Origin of the sequence: Paraclostridium sp., from assembly GCF_051657365.1 — a bacterium.
GTDB lineage: Bacteria > Bacillota > Clostridia > Peptostreptococcales > Peptostreptococcaceae > Paraclostridium.
The window spans coordinates 30166-47794 of record NZ_JBOFKN010000223.1 but is presented as its reverse complement, the minus strand read 5'-3'; the positions used below and the strand labels follow the sequence as shown (position 1 = coordinate 47794).

The 17629-nt window shown below is 27.8% G+C and carries 19 protein-coding genes; all 19 read right to left on the bottom strand.

The features are described from left to right. Positions 1-13 precede the first annotated feature (13 nt). The 19 genes from pgeF to ACRCYC_RS17440 all read right to left on the bottom strand — a co-directional run bounded on the left by pgeF (position 14) and on the right by ACRCYC_RS17440 (position 17527). Complete coding sequence (gene pgeF, locus ACRCYC_RS17530) at positions 14-724, bottom strand: peptidoglycan editing factor PgeF (RefSeq protein WP_438620392.1); 711 nt, start codon at positions 722-724, stop codon at positions 14-16. 4 nt (positions 725-728) lie between these two features. Next, on the bottom strand, positions 729-1184 hold the full coding sequence (gene nrdR / locus ACRCYC_RS17525; protein WP_438620391.1) for a transcriptional regulator NrdR: 456 nt from the start codon (positions 1182-1184) through the stop codon (positions 729-731). 26 nt (positions 1185-1210) lie between these two features. Next, positions 1211-1474, bottom strand: coding sequence for a YlmC/YmxH family sporulation protein (locus tag ACRCYC_RS17520; RefSeq protein ID WP_438620390.1), 264 nt, complete (start codon positions 1472-1474; stop codon positions 1211-1213). A gap of 70 nt (positions 1475-1544) precedes the next feature. Then, positions 1545-3230 carry a bifunctional diguanylate cyclase/phosphohydrolase gene (locus ACRCYC_RS17515; protein WP_438620389.1) on the bottom strand — a complete coding sequence of 562 codons (1686 nt, stop codon included), beginning with the start codon at positions 3228-3230 and terminating at the stop codon, positions 1545-1547. A gap of 66 nt (positions 3231-3296) precedes the next feature. Next, positions 3297-3416, bottom strand: coding sequence for a cyclic lactone autoinducer peptide (locus ACRCYC_RS17510; RefSeq protein WP_438620388.1), 120 nt, complete (start codon positions 3414-3416; stop codon positions 3297-3299). Between the two features lie 11 nt (positions 3417-3427). Next, positions 3428-4081: an accessory gene regulator ArgB-like protein gene (locus ACRCYC_RS17505; RefSeq protein WP_438620387.1), complete on the bottom strand. Its 654-nt coding sequence runs from the start codon at positions 4079-4081 to the stop codon at positions 3428-3430. Between the two features lie 24 nt (positions 4082-4105). After that, positions 4106-4570, bottom strand: coding sequence for a hypothetical protein (locus ACRCYC_RS17500; protein ID WP_438620386.1), 465 nt, complete (start codon positions 4568-4570; stop codon positions 4106-4108). A gap of 129 nt (positions 4571-4699) precedes the next feature. Beyond that, entirely contained in the window at positions 4700-5473 is a 774-nt protein-coding gene (gene sigG / locus ACRCYC_RS17495) for an RNA polymerase sporulation sigma factor SigG (RefSeq protein WP_438620385.1), read from the bottom strand. Positions 5474-5562: 89 nt separating this feature from the next. Next, entirely contained in the window at positions 5563-6294 is a 732-nt protein-coding gene (gene sigE, locus ACRCYC_RS17490) for an RNA polymerase sporulation sigma factor SigE (protein ID WP_438620384.1), read from the bottom strand. Between the two features lie 20 nt (positions 6295-6314). Continuing rightward, positions 6315-7157: a sigma-E processing peptidase SpoIIGA gene (locus ACRCYC_RS17485; protein ID WP_438620383.1), complete on the bottom strand. Its 843-nt coding sequence runs from the start codon at positions 7155-7157 to the stop codon at positions 6315-6317. 126 nt (positions 7158-7283) lie between these two features. Continuing rightward, positions 7284-8456: a cell division protein FtsZ gene (gene ftsZ / locus ACRCYC_RS17480; RefSeq protein WP_438620382.1), complete on the bottom strand. Its 1173-nt coding sequence runs from the start codon at positions 8454-8456 to the stop codon at positions 7284-7286. A gap of 104 nt (positions 8457-8560) precedes the next feature. Beyond that, complete coding sequence (locus ACRCYC_RS17475) at positions 8561-8716, bottom strand: DUF1290 domain-containing protein (protein ID WP_438620381.1); 156 nt, start codon at positions 8714-8716, stop codon at positions 8561-8563. A gap of 364 nt (positions 8717-9080) precedes the next feature. Further along, entirely contained in the window at positions 9081-9707 is a 627-nt protein-coding gene (locus ACRCYC_RS17470) for a cell division protein FtsQ/DivIB (protein WP_438620380.1), read from the bottom strand. A gap of 338 nt (positions 9708-10045) precedes the next feature. Then, positions 10046-11299 carry a UDP-N-acetylglucosamine 1-carboxyvinyltransferase gene (murA, locus tag ACRCYC_RS17465; protein WP_438620379.1) on the bottom strand — a complete coding sequence of 418 codons (1254 nt, stop codon included), beginning with the start codon at positions 11297-11299 and terminating at the stop codon, positions 10046-10048. Positions 11300-11384: 85 nt separating this feature from the next. Then, on the bottom strand, positions 11385-12593 hold the full coding sequence (gene murG / locus ACRCYC_RS17460; protein WP_438620378.1) for an undecaprenyldiphospho-muramoylpentapeptide beta-N-acetylglucosaminyltransferase: 1209 nt from the start codon (positions 12591-12593) through the stop codon (positions 11385-11387). A 16-nt stretch (positions 12594-12609) separates the two neighbouring features. Further along, complete coding sequence (gene ftsW / locus ACRCYC_RS17455; protein WP_438620377.1) at positions 12610-13740, bottom strand: putative lipid II flippase FtsW; 1131 nt, start codon at positions 13738-13740, stop codon at positions 12610-12612. A gap of 31 nt (positions 13741-13771) precedes the next feature. Then, positions 13772-15130 carry a UDP-N-acetylmuramoyl-L-alanine--D-glutamate ligase gene (murD, locus tag ACRCYC_RS17450; RefSeq protein ID WP_438620376.1) on the bottom strand — a complete coding sequence of 453 codons (1359 nt, stop codon included), beginning with the start codon at positions 15128-15130 and terminating at the stop codon, positions 13772-13774. A gap of 18 nt (positions 15131-15148) precedes the next feature. Then, positions 15149-16114 (bottom strand): phospho-N-acetylmuramoyl-pentapeptide-transferase, encoded by a 966-nt coding sequence (gene mraY / locus ACRCYC_RS17445; protein WP_438620448.1) that lies wholly within the window; start codon positions 16112-16114, stop codon positions 15149-15151. Between the two features lie 39 nt (positions 16115-16153). Continuing rightward, positions 16154-17527, bottom strand: a complete 1374-nt coding sequence (locus tag ACRCYC_RS17440; protein ID WP_438620375.1) for a UDP-N-acetylmuramoyl-tripeptide--D-alanyl-D-alanine ligase — start codon at positions 17525-17527, stop codon at positions 16154-16156. Between the last annotated feature and the right edge of the window lie 102 nt (positions 17528-17629).

Here is a 17629-nt window from a genome sequence, read left to right as displayed (position 1 = left end):
AGTTAGCTCCTCTCTACTTTATTTCAAGTATCATACCTAGTCTCTTTGTTGTTTGATTGTGCTTTCTATAAGAATGAAATTCATCACTATTACAACTTGTGCAAATATTTAAGTTGATTATATTTTCTTCTTTTACACCACAACTCTTTAGTACTAGTTCATTTACTTTCCATAAATCCAGATAATACTTGTCTTCTTTAATTATATAGAACTTTTCATCTTTATTTGTAATGATTGTGTTAAATTTTTCAATTAAATCTTTAGAAACTTCATAGCAGCAAGGTCCTATTGAAGGTCCTAACACACAAACTAATTCACTAGGATTTGTATCATATAGTTTTTTCATAGTTTTTATTGCATTTTCAGAAATTTTAGAATATGTACCCCTCCAACCTGCGTGACACAATGCTACAGCTTCTTTATTAGGATCCATAATTGCAATTGGAACACAATCTGCAACAAAAATTAATAATGGAATATTTTTTAAATTTGTAACTAATGCATCTCCTTCTTTGATCTTCCCTATATCATCTTTACTTACTATATTCACTATATCTGAATGAGTTTGTTTATTGTTTGTTAAGTTTTCAAAATTCATTTTTAACTCTTTACAAATATTTTTTCTATCTTCTTTAGATGCCATATCTACTTTAATATTTGTAAATGCTAAATTTGCAAAGTTACATTTTTTATTTGCATCTTCAAATCTTATGTAATTATTCATTGTATCATCTCTTCTCCATTATTATGTTTTTTAATTCTTTTACAAATGTATTTATATCTTTAAATTGTCTGTATACTGATGCAAATCTAACATATGCAACTTCATCCATATCTTTTAATTTATCCATAACCATTTCACCAATTTTTTTACTTTCAATTTCAGATATGTAACCTTTATTTATGTCATTTTCTATATATTGTACTATATCTTCTATTTGTTCTATAGATACTGGTCTTTTCTCTGAGGACTTTAATATTCCATTTTTTATTTTACTTCTATCAAAATATTCTCTACTATTATCTTTTTTTATAACCATTATAGGTGTTAATTCTATCTTTTCATATGTTGTAAATCTTTTTTTACATGATTCACACTCTCTTCTTCTTCTTATAGATTGACTATCTGTATGTCTTGAATCTATTACTTTTGATTCTTTATAGTTGCAGTAAGGACATAACAAGTCTATCCCTCCTTTTCATCCTGTCTTTATATATTAAATTCATCTAAACTGTGATCTTGACCTTGATTAACTATTATAGTATCACATCCTATTTTTATTATATCATTCCAAAAAACTACTTGTCCTTCAGAATTTCGCGAAAATAAATTCATACTTCCATCACCTATTATCGAAAATGATACTATCTTACCTTCATTTACATCCATATCTATATCTGTTATAAAACCCATTCTTTTGCCATTCTTTACATTTATTACTTCTTTATCCATTATATCAGAAATTCTAATCATATTATAATCTACCTCCCCTTAAAAATAAATATGTATAAGAATAAAAAAAAATGACCTTCTTGGCCATTTTTTAATTATTTTTTAATTCTATCATTTTTATAAATTTATCAACAAGCTCTGGATCAAACTGAGAACCAGCACATCGTTTAAGTTCTTCTATCGCATCCGCATGTCCTCTTCTGACATTATACGGTCTATGCGACGTTATAGCATCAAAGCTATCAGCTATAGATATAACCCTTGCTAAATATGGTATATCTTCTCCAGACAACTTATCTGGGTATCCTCTTCCATCATACCTTTCATGATGATGTTTTATAAGAGGAAGTAGTTCTTCAAATGATTTTATATGTTTTATTAATTCTACACCTAGAGTTGGATGTTGCTTTAACATTTCATATTCAGAATCAGTGAGCTTCTCTTTTTTATTTAATACTTCTTCTGGAATTTCTACTTTCCCTATATCGTGAAGATATGCTGCAAGCTTTAAATTAAGCTTATCTTTTTCATTTAGCTCTAAGTAATTAGCAAACCATCCTAAATATATTACCACTCTTTCTGTATGTCCATAAGTATATCTATCTTTTTTGTTTATCATATTTATAAATCGTTTTAAAGATTTCCCTGTTTCTTCATCTATGTATATATGATCCGCTATTTCTTCTAGCACACTGTAATATACTTCTACTCTATTTTTATTCAATGATTTTGCTCTATATAATGCATCGTCCGCCGTATTTATAAACTGGTGTTTATTGTTAGCTCTTAATGGATAAGATGATACGCCTATAGATATAGTCATATTATGATTCGGTTGGCTTTCTTGTCCATAAAAATAGGTTTGTTCTATACTTACTCTTATTCGCTCTCCTACCTTTACAGCATCCTCTTCATTAGTATCTGGAAGTATGACTGCAAACTCTTCCCCACCATACCTTGCCACAACATCATTTTCTCTTATACTTGATTTTAATATATTTCCAATTTCTTTTAATAATAAATCTCCAGCTTGATGCCCATTTATATCATTATAGTTTTTAAAATAATCTATATCCATAAATAACAAGGATACAGACGTTTTATTTTCATCAGCTAATTCCATTATATTTTCTAAAGATTCTTGAAAATATCTATGGTTGTAAAGACCCGTAAGTTCATCTACATTAGCTAGTATTTGTAATTCATGACTATGTTCTTTTTCAATATTCACATACATCCCAAGTATCCACGATGTAACTAAAAATGCACTTACTATTACTATATCTATTTGAAAATAACCAGTAAGTAATTCTTTTCCTACTTCACCAAATCCACTTCCAAAATATATAGATATTATATCTACTCCATATATTAACATAGAGCATATTATAGAAACATATATAGCATAATTCCTTCCAAATTGTATAGAAGATATTATAATTATAAAAATATATAAAAATTTATAAGGACTATTTTCTTTTCCTGTAGCTATTATAATAACCGTACAAATTAACATTAGTAAAATAGTTTCTATATTATCTCTCGGTTTAGCTATATCATTTCTTATTTTATATTGTCTTTTTGATAACCACATAAAGTATACTATACTTAGTGATGCTATAGATACAGTATATACAGTTACTATAATGTAATTTAAACTATTCATATTTTTACGCGAACTTATCATAGCTACGATACCTAAAAGAATATATATAACTTTTATTATAGCTAACATCTCAAATATTTTTTTATTTCTTATACTTTCAAATTCATTCATTATTTTCACCTAATCTTTTGTAATAATCAATAAACCACGAGGAATATACCTCATGGTTTATATTTATTATTCTTCTCTCATTGATTTTGGCATCTCTGGTTCAAAAAACATCAAAGAACACATAGTGCTTGCTCCATTTCCTAAAGATATGGCAAAATCTGAAAATAAATTTGCTAAAAAGTTCATAACTAAACCCCCTATATATTTTTATATGTAAGAATACTATCTAATTTTAAAATAGTATATTCTCCAAACTTAGTTAAGGCTATGCATTGCAATACAATTCCCAATTCTACACAATATATATAATTTATAAAATTGTAATCTATAAGATTTTCAAACATACATAATATAAATATTGCTATTAATATATAATATAAGTTGAGAGTTATAAATAATTTTTTTCTTAATTTTTTTCTTATAGATTCCTTTTTCAATGGTTTATTTTTAGTTCCTACAGGAGCTTTTTTATAAAAAACAAAATAGCATGTACTTAATATTAATGCACTAAATATTATTAAATTTTTTAAATCACTATATCTTCCAAAAATCAAACTTATATATGTAAATATTATTGATGTTATAACCCCTATTATCAAACACCTATTTGGAGATGTTGCATGAACTCCTCCAGAACACCTTTTTAAACTCGAAGCAACTAAAGATATTAATAAAATTTCATTTAATTTACCTATTAATACACCTACTATAATAGTAATTATTATAGATACTAAAGTGTGAATAGCCATAAACAACCCATAGTTAATAACTTCGATTTCATCTTTACTCTTATTAGCTTTATTTCCTATTTTATTTGAAATATTATAGGAAACCTTTTCTATAACAGACATATTTTTTCCCCTATTTTAATTATATTAATGGTTCTTGCTTAATTTTTTAGTTATTCTATTTAAAATTACAACTAATATAATAAATATTAATAATGATGGTAGTGTTAATAATGCACTTGATATCCTTGTATTATCTGTCAATACTTCAGTAGGAACACCCATAATATTATTAATAATTAACATGTATATTCCTTCACTCATAGCTAAACATACAAATATCTTTGATATAGTTAATATAGTATTTATTATATCTTGATTCTTCAACTTATATAAAATAATGCCTAACGCAAACATACTTAAAACAGTATGTATTCCAAAACTTATAGGCAACATTCTTATACAAGTTAAAACAGTTAAATATAAAATAGACTGTTTAAGCATCTCTTTAAAGTTTAACTTTATGCCTAGTAATATATAACTTGCTAATATTAATAATGCACATTCTGGAAAACTTCTTATTATAATATAAGATAATGACGAGCTTAACATTTAATTCTCCTTCTTTGTTTAGATAATTCATTATAAATTATAACACCTTTTACATTTTTTTACAATTAATATGAGTTTTCAATTAAGTAAAAAAAATATGCAAAAGCATTGTTGCTTTTGCATAAAATATCATATATATTTTCTCATATTTTTAAGTGCATTTTTTTCTATTCTAGAAACTTGTGCTTGAGAAATTCCAATTTCATCAGCAACTTCAATTTGAGTTCTTCCCTTGTAAAATCTCAAATCTAAAACCAACTTTTCTCGTCCATTTAATTTTTTTATAGCTTCTTTAAGTGCTATTTCTTGCAACCAGTTTTCATCTGTATCTTTTTTATCTTGAACCTGGTCCATTACGAAAATTGCATCTCCATTATCTTGATAAACTGGATCAAACAATGATATAGGATCTTGTATAGCATCTAAAGCCATAACTACATCCTCTACCTCTAGCTCTAATTCTTTAGCTATTTCAGAAACAGTCGGTTCTTTAGAGTTAGATCTTACTAACCTTTCTCTAACCTGAAGCGCTTTGTATGCAATATCTTTTAAGGATCTACTTACTCTTATAGGGTTATTGTCTCTTAGATATCTTCTTATCTCACCTATAATCATAGGGACTGCATAAGTTGAAAATCTTACATTTTGACTTAAGTCAAAATTATCAATTGCTTTTATAAGTCCTATACAACCTATTTGAAATAAATCATCAATATTTTCCCCTCTATTGTTAAACTTTTGAATTACACTTAGTACCAATCTTAAATTTCCTCTTACAAACTCTTGTCTCGCTACGTCATCTCCATCTTTTATCTTAATAAGAAGTTCCGTCATTTGATTATTTTTAAGAATTGGTAACTCAGAGGTATTTACTCCACAGATTTCAACTTTGTTTATTTGCATTTTTCTCAGTCCTCTCTTAAAAAGTATTTCTTATACAATTATTTACAGATAGTATATTTTTATACTTTTTAAGAGGAATTATTTATATACTATACAAATTTTTTCATTTCTTTTTTTAGCCTTGATATTATTTTTTTCTCTAATCTTGATATGTATGATTGAGATATTCCTAGCATTGTAGCTACTTCTTTTTGAGTTCTTTCATCACCTTTAGTCGATAATCCAAATCTCAATTCCATAATTTGTTTTTCCCTATCTGATAGGATATCAAGTGCCATAACTAATAAATCCTTATCTATCTCTTCTTCTATAACTTTATATATTTCATCATTTTCTGTGCCTAAAATATCAGATAATAATAACTCATTGCCGTCTAAATCTACATTTAACGGTTCATCAAATGAAACTTCTGATTTTTTCTTATTATTTTTTCTTAAATACATCAATATTTCATTTTCTATACATCTAGATGCATACGTTGCTAATTTTATATTTTTATTTAATTTAAATGTATTTACAGCCTTTATTAATCCTATTGTGCCTATAGATATTAAATCTTCAACATCAATCCCTGTATTTTCAAACTTTCTTGATATGTACACAACTAATCTAAGATTTCTTTCTATCAAAATAGTTTTAATGCTCTCATCATTTTCTAAGTTTTGTAATAATTCTGCTTCCTCTTTACTAGAAAGAGGTGGTGGCAAAATATTGACACCTCCTAAATAATATAATCCTTTTGGTTTTAATAACCCTAACTTAGATAAAACGCTAAAGATGTAACTTATAACTTTTGTTTTTAATCGTACTAATATTTTCAATAAACTCTCCCCCTTTGAATTTATATACTAACTAGCAATTGTGGATTTAAAATAGCACTATATCCATCTTCATTAAAATTTGAAAGCCCTAAAATTACATTAGGTATTTTATGACCATCAACATGTACATAATCTGACTTTATCCCTATGACTAAATTTTCATCATTGATTTGCTTTACAGGTATAAGTCTAATTCTATATGATATATTTTCATCTACATCTTCTATAATTTTATTTATTGTAGTCATATTTATATTTTTAAAATCTAACTTTTGGAATTCTTCTGGTAAAATTTCATATAATTTATTAGCGCTTATAATTACTACTTCCTGTTTAGTTATAGGGTCTTTTAGTAAATTACCTGTATCTACTAAAGCTTTTAATTCTACTTCATTTTCATTTATGCATATCTTTATATCTTTTTTCATACTACTCATGTATTTCAACTCTTTTATGTCGTTATAAATATATTTAAGAATAATTCCACTTATGTAAGATACTAAAATTATAAAAGATATGGTCATATGTGTAGTTCCTGTAAAATATATTATAAAAAAAGAACTGCCTGCTATGAATATATTAACAAAATAAAATACTAATAAAATCCGTATATATTCTTGAAAAGTTTGATATTGAAAGGTAATTTTAGCAACTATTAATATCACTAGTATTTTCATAGGCAATGTAAACATCAAACTTAGATTAGGAAATAAATATGCAATAGAATATGCCATACCTAATATAGCTCCACTCCATTTTTTCTTATTAGTAGTATAGTTTTTAGTCAGAATAGCTGTACAGCTTATTATAATATAATTTATTAGTAAGTTCTCAATTGCATAATACTCGACATACACCATCATCCCCCCTTAAACATTTAACTATATTATAATTTAAAGTATGTGAGTTTTATGTCATAATTGATAGTCGAATTGTAATTAATTTATTCTCTAATAAAACAAAAAAATGCAAAAAAAAAGAAGATAAGATTATCTTCTTCTTCTTAAAAATGTTGGTATTTCCATATCATCATTTTCTATATATGATGAACTTGTGCTTTGCTTAGCAACAGGCTCTTCTTCTTTTTTAGCTTCTTGCATAACTGGTCTTTGAGCTTCTCTATTTATATGATTATTCATATTAGGTTGTTGAAATCCTGGATTTTGATTACCAGCATTATTTCTATTAAAATCTAATTCCATATCCTGTCCATCTTCAAATCCAGTGGCTATAACAGTTATAACAAGATCATCTTTTAAATCTTCTTTTATTGTAGCTCCAAATATTATGTTAGCCTCCGAATCACAAGACTCTTGAACTAACGTAGATGCTTCATTTATTTCAAATAGACCTAAATTAGCTCCGCCTGTTATGTTAAGTAAAACACCCTTAGCTCCTTTAATCGATGTCTCTAATAATGGTGATTGTATAGCTTGAGTTGCAGCTTCTATCGCTCTATTCTCACCTTGAGCTTTCCCCATTCCCATATGAGCTAGCCCTTTTTCTTTCATTATAGACTGAACATCTGCAAAGTCTAAGTTTATTAGTCCAGGTGCAGCGATAAGATCAGATATTGATTCTATACCTTGCTTTAATACATCATCAGCTATAGAAAATGCTTCTAACATAGATGTATTCTTTTGAACTATTTGTAATAATCTATCATTTGGTATAGTTATTAAAGTATCTACCTTAGTCTTTAATTCTTTTATACCTTGTTCTGCATTTTTCATTCTTACTTTACCTTCAAATGCAAAAGGCTTTGTTACTACTCCAACAGTAAGTATACCCATTTCTTTTGCTAATTGAGCAACTACTGGTGCAGCTCCTGTTCCTGTTCCTCCGCCCATTCCTGCAGTTACAAATACCATATCCGCACCTTCAAGGACTTTTAATATTTCCTCTTTACTTTCTTCTGCAGATTTTTTACCAACCTCTGGGTTAGCTCCTGCGCCTAGACCTCTAGTAAGTTTTTCGCCAACTTGTATTTTGTGCTCAGCTTTAGATGTATACAAAGCTTGTTTATCTGTATTAACAGCTATAAACTCAACACCTTTAAGTTCTGCTTCAACCATTCTATTGACAGCGTTGTTTCCACCGCCACCTACGCCTATTACTTTGATTTTTGCAAAGTTATCCATTTCTACGTCAAAGTTTAGCATCTATAAACCTCCTTATTTAATATTCAAAGTAAATCTATGTATTAATTATATCATTTTATATTAGCATTTTGTTAATATTTAACTAAGTTATTCCACAAAAAAGTTTATTTTCCTCTTTTTTTATTGGATAAATTAGATATAATATATCTACTTATAATTGACAATTTGTCAAATAATCTTGTTGCAAACACTAATATTGCTACATAACACATAGGAACACCTAATTTATCACCTATATAAGTTAAAAATATTGCAATCAATGTATTCCCATAAAAAACCAGTTATAAATATAATGTTATCATAATTATTGTTAAAACTAGATTTTATCGTTTCAAAATAAAATCCATTACAGCTAATATTGAACTGACATATATAAAAAGTAATACATTGTATATGTTATGGGAATATAATACTCCACTATTATTACTAATGCAATGCCTCCAATTACCTATATCATAAATATTCACCTTCTATATTTTACTTTGAAACACCTATATTATTCAAGTTTTTTATGCATGTTTTTATAAGAATTTGTAAATATATTACCTTTTTGTTCAATACTTGAAAGAATTCACCATAACTAATCCTTTATACTGACTCCTGTATCTCAAATTACCTTTCATATCAAGGAGAGTATATCGCTTGTTCTTTATTTGTTAAATCAACATTCCCATTTTTTATATTATTAGATTTTAAATCTACCAATATTTGTCTTAACTTTTTTATATTATAATCTATATTATCGTCTAACTTTATATCTATATTAATATCATCATTAGTTTTCATCTTTACATCATTTTTATTAATGTTTATCATTTCAATTTCCCTATTCATATTGTTATTTCCTAAGCACTGTAACATCAAAATCAACAAATTTTGTTTAGTTTCTCCAATTATATCAATATGTTCTTTAACTTTATTTTTTTCCAATTTAATACCTGTTATTATAGGTATATTTTCATTTGTTATTTTAGTGCTTTCAGATAAGATCAACCCATCGTTTTGTATGTATATATTATTTTTCCCTAATTTCACTATAGCATCTTCTTTATTTTCTATTATATTTATCTCTAGTTTATCTGGGATTTTACGTTTAACTTTTACGTCCTTTATATAAGCATTATTCGAGATGCTTTTTTCTATATCTTCTATATTGTATTGAAATAAATTTCCACCTAGTTTTAAATTTGATGTAGCTATAATATCTTTCTTACTTAATTTTTCATTTCCACTTAATTTAATTTCTTTCAACTCAAAAATACTACTACTAATACATATATATACGGACAATATTACCAATAGTATAAAGGAATATAGAGTTATTTTTCCTCTTTTATTTATCCTATATTTATTTTTTTTCATGTTTCACCCCTTCTCTATAAAAAACGCCCCTGACAATTTACAATTTTAGATTCACATAATTTTTATTCATACAAACAAAATCATATTTTTGCATAAAACTCCTATATATAAAATACTACTAATTTAAATAATTTCCTTTCAATTAAAGCTAAGCTGTCCAAATTTAATTTTCAAAAAAAAGAAATCGCAATAGTAACATACAACTAATTGGATTTCTTCATCATTTTTTATATTTTTTTCATCTCAGCTCCAAGGTTTTTTAATACAAATTCTATATCTTCATATCCTCTTTCAACATGATTAATATTTAAAACTTCAGTTTCACCCTCAGCAGCTAATCCTGCCAGTATCAATGCTGCCCCACCTCTTAAATCCATAGCTTTGACAACATCTCCATTTAATCTTTCTACACCTTTTATCCTGCAACTATTTTCATTTATAGTCTTTATATTTGCCCCCATTTTTATAAGTTCACTACAATGCATGAATCTATTTTCAAAAATAGTTTCTTGAAGTATACTTTGACCTTTAGCAAAACAAAGTAGAGTCATCATTTGCGACTGCATGTCTGTTGGAAATCCAGGATGTGGATATGTTTTTATAATATCTATAGGCAATATTTGTTTAGGTGGAGTCATTATTAATCCATTATTTTTATATTCAATAGTACACCCCGCATTAGATAGTTCCTTAACTATAGGATCCATATGCGCTCTTATAACACGATCTACCTCTAGGACACCACCAGTTATAGCACTTGCTATCATATAAGTCCCTATAGCTATCCTATCAGGTATTATCGTATGACTTGCAGCCATTAACTTATCAACACCTTCAATTTTTATACAATTTGTTCCTGCTCCTTTAACTTTTGCTCCCATAGAGTTTAAAAATTGTTGCAAGTCTTCTATTTCTGGTTCTCTAGCAGCATTATTTATGATTGTCGTTCCTTTTGCTTTAACTGCAGCAAGCATCGCATTTTCTGTTGCTCCGACACTAGGAAAAGATAAATTTATAATACTACCTTTTAATTCATCTCTATTACAATATATATATCCATCTTCCTCAGTAATATTAACTCCTAATTTTTCTAAAGCTTCCAAGTGTAAGTCAATAGGTCTTGATCCTATAGAACATCCGCCCGGATAACTTATGTTTATATCCTTAAATCTTCCTATCATAGCTCCCATTACTATTATAGATGACCTAAGCATCTTCATATATTCTTCCTTAACACTATTATTATCTATATTCGAACTATCAATATATAAAGTAGAATTTTTATATTCAACTCTACATCCTATGCTTTTTAGTATATCTATCATTACATGCACATCTGATATATTAGGAATATTGTTTATTATACTCTCAGATTCATTTAATATAGATGCAGCCATTATAGGCAGCACAGAGTTTTTAGCTCCTCTTATAGATAGCCTCCCCTCTACTTTATTGCCTCCATTAATTATATATTTTGACAAAATTATTCCCCCCTAGTAGCAAGTATTTAAGGCTAAAATATAACTTTCTTATATTTTTAATACTATGTCCTAGGGGGGAAATATGTTACTTTTTATTTTTTATTCCAATCGTTTTAACTTCTTTAGCTCCAGTTTCTATTTGATCATTTTTTTCTATCTCTGGGCTACTTACTTTTTTAATTGGTTTATTATTTCTATTATAAACTTCCATAACTTCTTTATAGATTATATCTATTGCCTCTGGCTTACCAATTTCTTTGCTTGCATTAGCCATATCCATCAGTAATTCTCTATCTCCTAATAATTTAAACACTGTATCATTTAAAGTTTCTGGAGTAAGATTTTTTTCTAATATAGCGATACCTGCACCTTTGCCTTCTACACTCTTAGCATTATATTCTTGATGATTTTCTGCTGTATATGCTTTTGGTATTATTATAGACGGCTTTCCTAATGCAGTTATTTCAGCTAATGATATAGCTCCAGCACTTCCTATAACTATATCACAGGCAGCTAACGCACTTGCCATATCCTCTAAGTAAGGGACAACTTTTTGATATGGTTTTAAATTTAAATCATTTATATCATCCATAAATCCTTGATAGAAGTTTTTACCAGTTGCATATATAAACGCTATATCTTCATTAACAAGATTTCTTATGACTAATTTCATAGAATCATTTATTTTTCTTGATCCTCCACTACCACCATAACATAAGATCATTTTTTTATCTTCTTGTATTCCTAGTTTTCTTCTAGATACATTTTTTCTAGATACAAGTATTTCTTTTCTAACTGGATTCCCTGTAAGTACTAGTTTATTTCTAGTTTCTTCTGGAAATCTTACATGAGAATCTTCAAAACTAGTTAAAACTTTAGTTACCATTTTAGCTAAAATCTTATTAGTTACACCTGGAAAAGAATTTTGTTCATGAACTATAGTAGGTACTTTACTCATAGATGAGTTAAATAATACAGGTCCGCTAACATACCCGCCTGTTCCTATAACAACATCTGGTTTGAATTTTTTTACAATTCTTCTTGATTGTTCTAATCCTTTAAATAATTTAAAAACCCTCTTAACATTATCAAAATCTATTTTTCTCTTAAATCCTTGAACTGTAACTGTTTTTAATTCATAACCATACTTAGGAACTATTTCAGACTCAATTCCTTTTTCAGTTCCAACAAAAACTATTTCAGCATCTGGATTTTCTTCTTTTATTTTATTTGCTATTGCTATTGCAGGATATACATGACCTCCTGTACCTCCGCCAGATAATAAAACTTTCATTTATTCCATCTCCTGTCTAATTCATTTTTACATGTTTAGAGACATTAAGTACTATCCCTATTGCTGCCATAAATATTATAAGCGATGTTCCTCCATAACTTATAAATGGTAGAGCTACTCCTGTAACTGGCATTGATGATGTTGCAACTGCAATATTTAATGCAGCTTGAATACCAATTTGAGCTCCTATTCCAACAACTAACATGCATGAAAATACATCAGGACATCTTATTGCAATTCTTATACATCTATAAACTAAAAATACAAATAGCATTATTACTATTGCGCAGCCTATAAGTCCTAATTCTTCACCAATTATGGCAAATATAAAATCATTTTGTGGTTCTGGTATGTAAAAATACTTTTGTCTACTCTTTCCAAGCCCAAGCCCAAATAACCCACCTGAACCTAGTGCATATAATCCTTGTATAACTTGATATCCTGAACCTAATGGATCTTTAAATGGATCTAAAAATGATGTAACACGAGCAAGTCTATAGGGTGCAGCTAAAACCATTGCACCAAACAATGCAACTCCAGCCCCAAACATAGCATATACAATTTTCATATCCATTCCTGCAACAAATATCATAACAAATGTTACTAATATTACGGTTCCTGCAGTTGATAAGTTAGGCTGCAATATTATCAATACGAAGAAAATACAAGGTATTATAAGAAGTGGTATAACTCCTTTAGTTAAAGATTTTATCTTGTCGTATTTTAATTCTATTAGTTTTGCAGTTATTATTATAGTTGCGAACTTGGCTAACTCTGCTGGTTGTATAGTTAATCCTCCAAATCCTAACCATCTTTGCGCTCCATTTAATGAAGTTCCTAATGGAGAAAGAACCAACAAAAGCAAAATAATAACTCCAATTCCTAATTTTTTAGAATTTTTATACCAAAATCTATAATTAATTTTAGACGTGAAAATCATTACAATAAATCCTAATGTTGCATAAATTACATTTCTTTTTAAAAAATAATAGGAATCATCTAGTTTAAATGTAGATTGTATAAAACTAGCACTAAAAACCATTATGATTCCTATAAATACTAACAACATAGTTGTATAAAATACAACATTATCAAAATCTGTTTTTATCCCCCTACTAACACGTTTTTTTACTATCTCTTTAGGCATTAATTAGACCTACCTCCATTCCCAGTATATATTATAACTTATATATATTTTCTTTGAAGTCTAATCCTCTCGCCTCGAAGTTTGGATACATATCCCAACTTGCACAAGCTGGTGATAATAAAACTACATCTCCTGATTCAGCTAATGTATAAGCTTTTTTAACAGCTTCTTTCATATCATTAACCTTTATTATGTTAGTGATACCTTGTTTTTTTGCACTTAATTCGATTTTATCTGCTGTTTCTCCTAATAATACTAATGCTTTTACATTTTTAGTCGCATAGCTAAGCATCTCTGTAAAGTCACTTTGCTTATCCATACCTCCAGCTATTAAAACTATCGGTCTTTCATATGAAGTTATAGCTTTTATAGTTGAGTCTGGATTAGTTCCTTTTGAGTCATTTACAAACATTACCCCATCTTTGTTTGTTACAAACTCTAATCTATGCTCTACACCTTTAAATGTTTTTAAAGTATCTTTTATGATATTTAAATCTATGTTTGATACGTAAGCCATTAAAGTAGCTGCCATAGCATTTTCTAAGTTATGATTTCCAGGTAAACTTAATTCATTTTTATTTAAGAAAATTATTTCTTCTCCGTCAATCTTTATAACTATATTATTATTTTCATCTAGATATGCACCTTGTTCTACTTTTTCTTTTTGTGAGAAAAATAAAACTTTAGCATTTGTATTATTCGCTAAACCTCTTACTGTAGAATCATCATAATTTAATATTGAAAAATCACTTGCATCTTGGTTCTTTAATATTCTTGCTTTAGCATTTATATAATTTTCCATTGTGTGATGTCTGTTTAAATGGTCTTCAGTTATATTTATTATTGTACTTACTTTAGGTTTGAAATCTTCTGTACTTTCTAACTGAAAACTACTCAATTCTGTTATAAGAAAAGATTTTTCATCTGCTAAATCTACAGTATCTATAACTGGGTTTCCTATATTACCCACTATATATGTATCTTTATTTGCTTTTTTAAATATCTCTCCAACCAAACTAGTTGTTGTTGTCTTTCCATTTGTACCTGTTATTCCTATGAATGTAGGATTGTTAGATAGCTTATATGCTAATTCTACTTCTCCAATTATTTTAATTTTTGCATTTTTTAGTTTTTGTATAAACGGTAAATCTAGAGGAACTCCTGGAGATACTATAGTTAAATCTATATTATCTACATTTTCTAAATGATGCCCTAAAATGTATTCCACACTTTCTAGATTTTCTATTTGTTTTATTATATCTTTTAATTCATCTTCTGACTTTATATCATTTACTATAATTTTTGAGCCTAACTTATCTAATTTCTTTATAGTAGATACTCCAGTCTTTGCTAGTCCTACAAGTAAGACATTTTTGTTTTTTAAGTCCATTGTTCTTACCCCCGTAAATTAGAATACTGCTATTATACCTATCCAAGCTAATACTATAGATGTTATCCAAAATACAAATATAACTTTAGTCTCAGGCCATCCACATTGTTCAAAGTGATGATGTATTGGTGCCATTTTGAATATTCTTTTCTTTCTTAGTTTATAAGATCCAACTTGAAGTATAACAGAAATTGCTTCTGCAAAATAAATACCTCCAACTATAGGTATTATTAAAACACTATTTGTAAGTACTGCAAATGATATAACAGCACCTCCTAAGGCCATAGAACCTGTGTCTCCCATAAATACCCTTGCAGGGTAAGAATTAAACCCTAAGAACCCAATACACGCTCCTATAGTAGCTGCTGCTAGTATTGCTACATCTGTATATCCATAGCTAGCTGCAAGTAACATGAAGAAAGAAGAAACTATAACAGTTACTCCTGATGCTAATCCATCTAATCCATCTGTTAAGTTAACTGCATTTACAGTACCAAGTATTATAAATACCATCACAGGAACGTATAAAGCTCCTAAGTTAAATGTAATATTTGTAAAAGGTATTATAAATTGAGTAGCACTTGGTGAATTAGTATATTGATAATATGCTAATAATGTAGCTAATGCAACTTGTAATAATAACTTTTGATATGCTTTTAACCCTAATGATCTTTTTAATTTTATTTTTAAGAAATCATCTACAAATCCTACAAATCCAAATCCTACTATGCATAAAAGTCCCATAGTCATGTCTGAACTTATTTTCATTCTAGTAAGAATCGTAACTAATATTGCTACTATCATCATTATTCCACCCATAGTAGGTGTTCCGTTTTTCTGTAAATGTGTTTGTGGTCCATCATCTCTTACCGTTTGACCGAATTTAAATTTAGTTAACATAGGTATAAATATCGGACCTAATATAATAACTATAAGAAATGAAATCATCGCTGTATACGTAAGTTCTGTTATTCCTAACATAATATAACTCCTCTCCCTTGCTGGCTGTTTCTTTAATGTTATCTACCTGTTTAAATATTGTACTATATTTTCTAGCTGCATACCTCTAGATGCTTTAACTAAAACTACAGCATCCTTACCTATTATATCATTTAATTTTTCAATTGCTGTTTCTTTATTGTAAAAATGATGAACATTTAATTTGTCTATACCTAATTCAATCGCTTCATCACTTATATATTTAGAACTTTCACCTATAGTAATTAGGACATCTACATTATTTATTGCATATCCACCTACAAGCCTATGTCCATACTCAGAATGTTCTCCCATCTCAAACATATCTCCAAGTATTGCAACTCGTTTTTTTTCATATCTACCTAATATATCAAGTGCCGCATTCATAGAATCAGGACTTGCATTATATGCATCATTGATTATTGTCAAATCATCTTTTTTTATTATGTCTAGCCTCATTTTACTTGCCTTGAAATTTCTTAATCCATTTTTTATATCGTCTAAATCCATTCCTAGACTTAATCCTACAAGAATAGCTGCCATAGCATTATATATATTATGTTTACCTACAGTAGGTATAAATATTTCTACTTCTTTATTTTCTATAAAACATGTAAATCTTAGGCTTTCCTCGTTTATAGAGTAATCTAAACAATATATATCATTATTTTTATTAAATCCAAATGTCTTTATATCATATCCTAGTTCATCTTTACATATTTTCTTTAAGTACTCATCGTCTCCATTTACTATTAAAGTATTAGACTTATCAAAATTAGAAGTAATTTCTAGTTTTGCTTTTAATATTCCTTCTTGAGATCCTAAGTTTTCTATATGAGATAATCCAATATTTGATATAACACCTATTTTAGGATTTACTATATTAGCTAAATACTCTATTTCATTAAAATGCGACATCCCCATCTCGATTATTGCACATTCATGTTTAGAATTTAAGTTAAATAATGTAAGCGGAACACCTATATGATTATTAAAGTTACCTTCATTTTTTAATGTATTAAATTCATTAGATATAGCTGCATATATCATATCTTTAGTTGTAGTTTTTCCTACACTACCTGTTACTCCTATATATGGTATATTAAATTTTTCTTTGTAAAACTTAGCAATATCTCCAAGTGCTTTTGTTGTGTCTTCTACTTCTATTAAATTTATATCCGAACTTACAATTTTTATGCCATTACTTTTATTTTTTATAAAAGTTTTACATCCATTTTCAAGAGCTGCTTGCATAAATTTATGTCCATCTAAATTTTCGCCTATTATAGCTATAAAAACATCCTCCACTGTAGCTCTTCTACTATCTATAACTATATTTTTTATTTCATCTAATTCATTACCTTTTACTAATGTTCCATTAGATGCCACCACTAGTTCTTTTATGGATAAAGATTCCATACTTAAACCTCCTTCTAAATAAGTCTACTAACACATTATAAATCTTTTTGATACGTTCATCATCTATATTTATAATATTTTAGTATGTAATTTTATAGAATA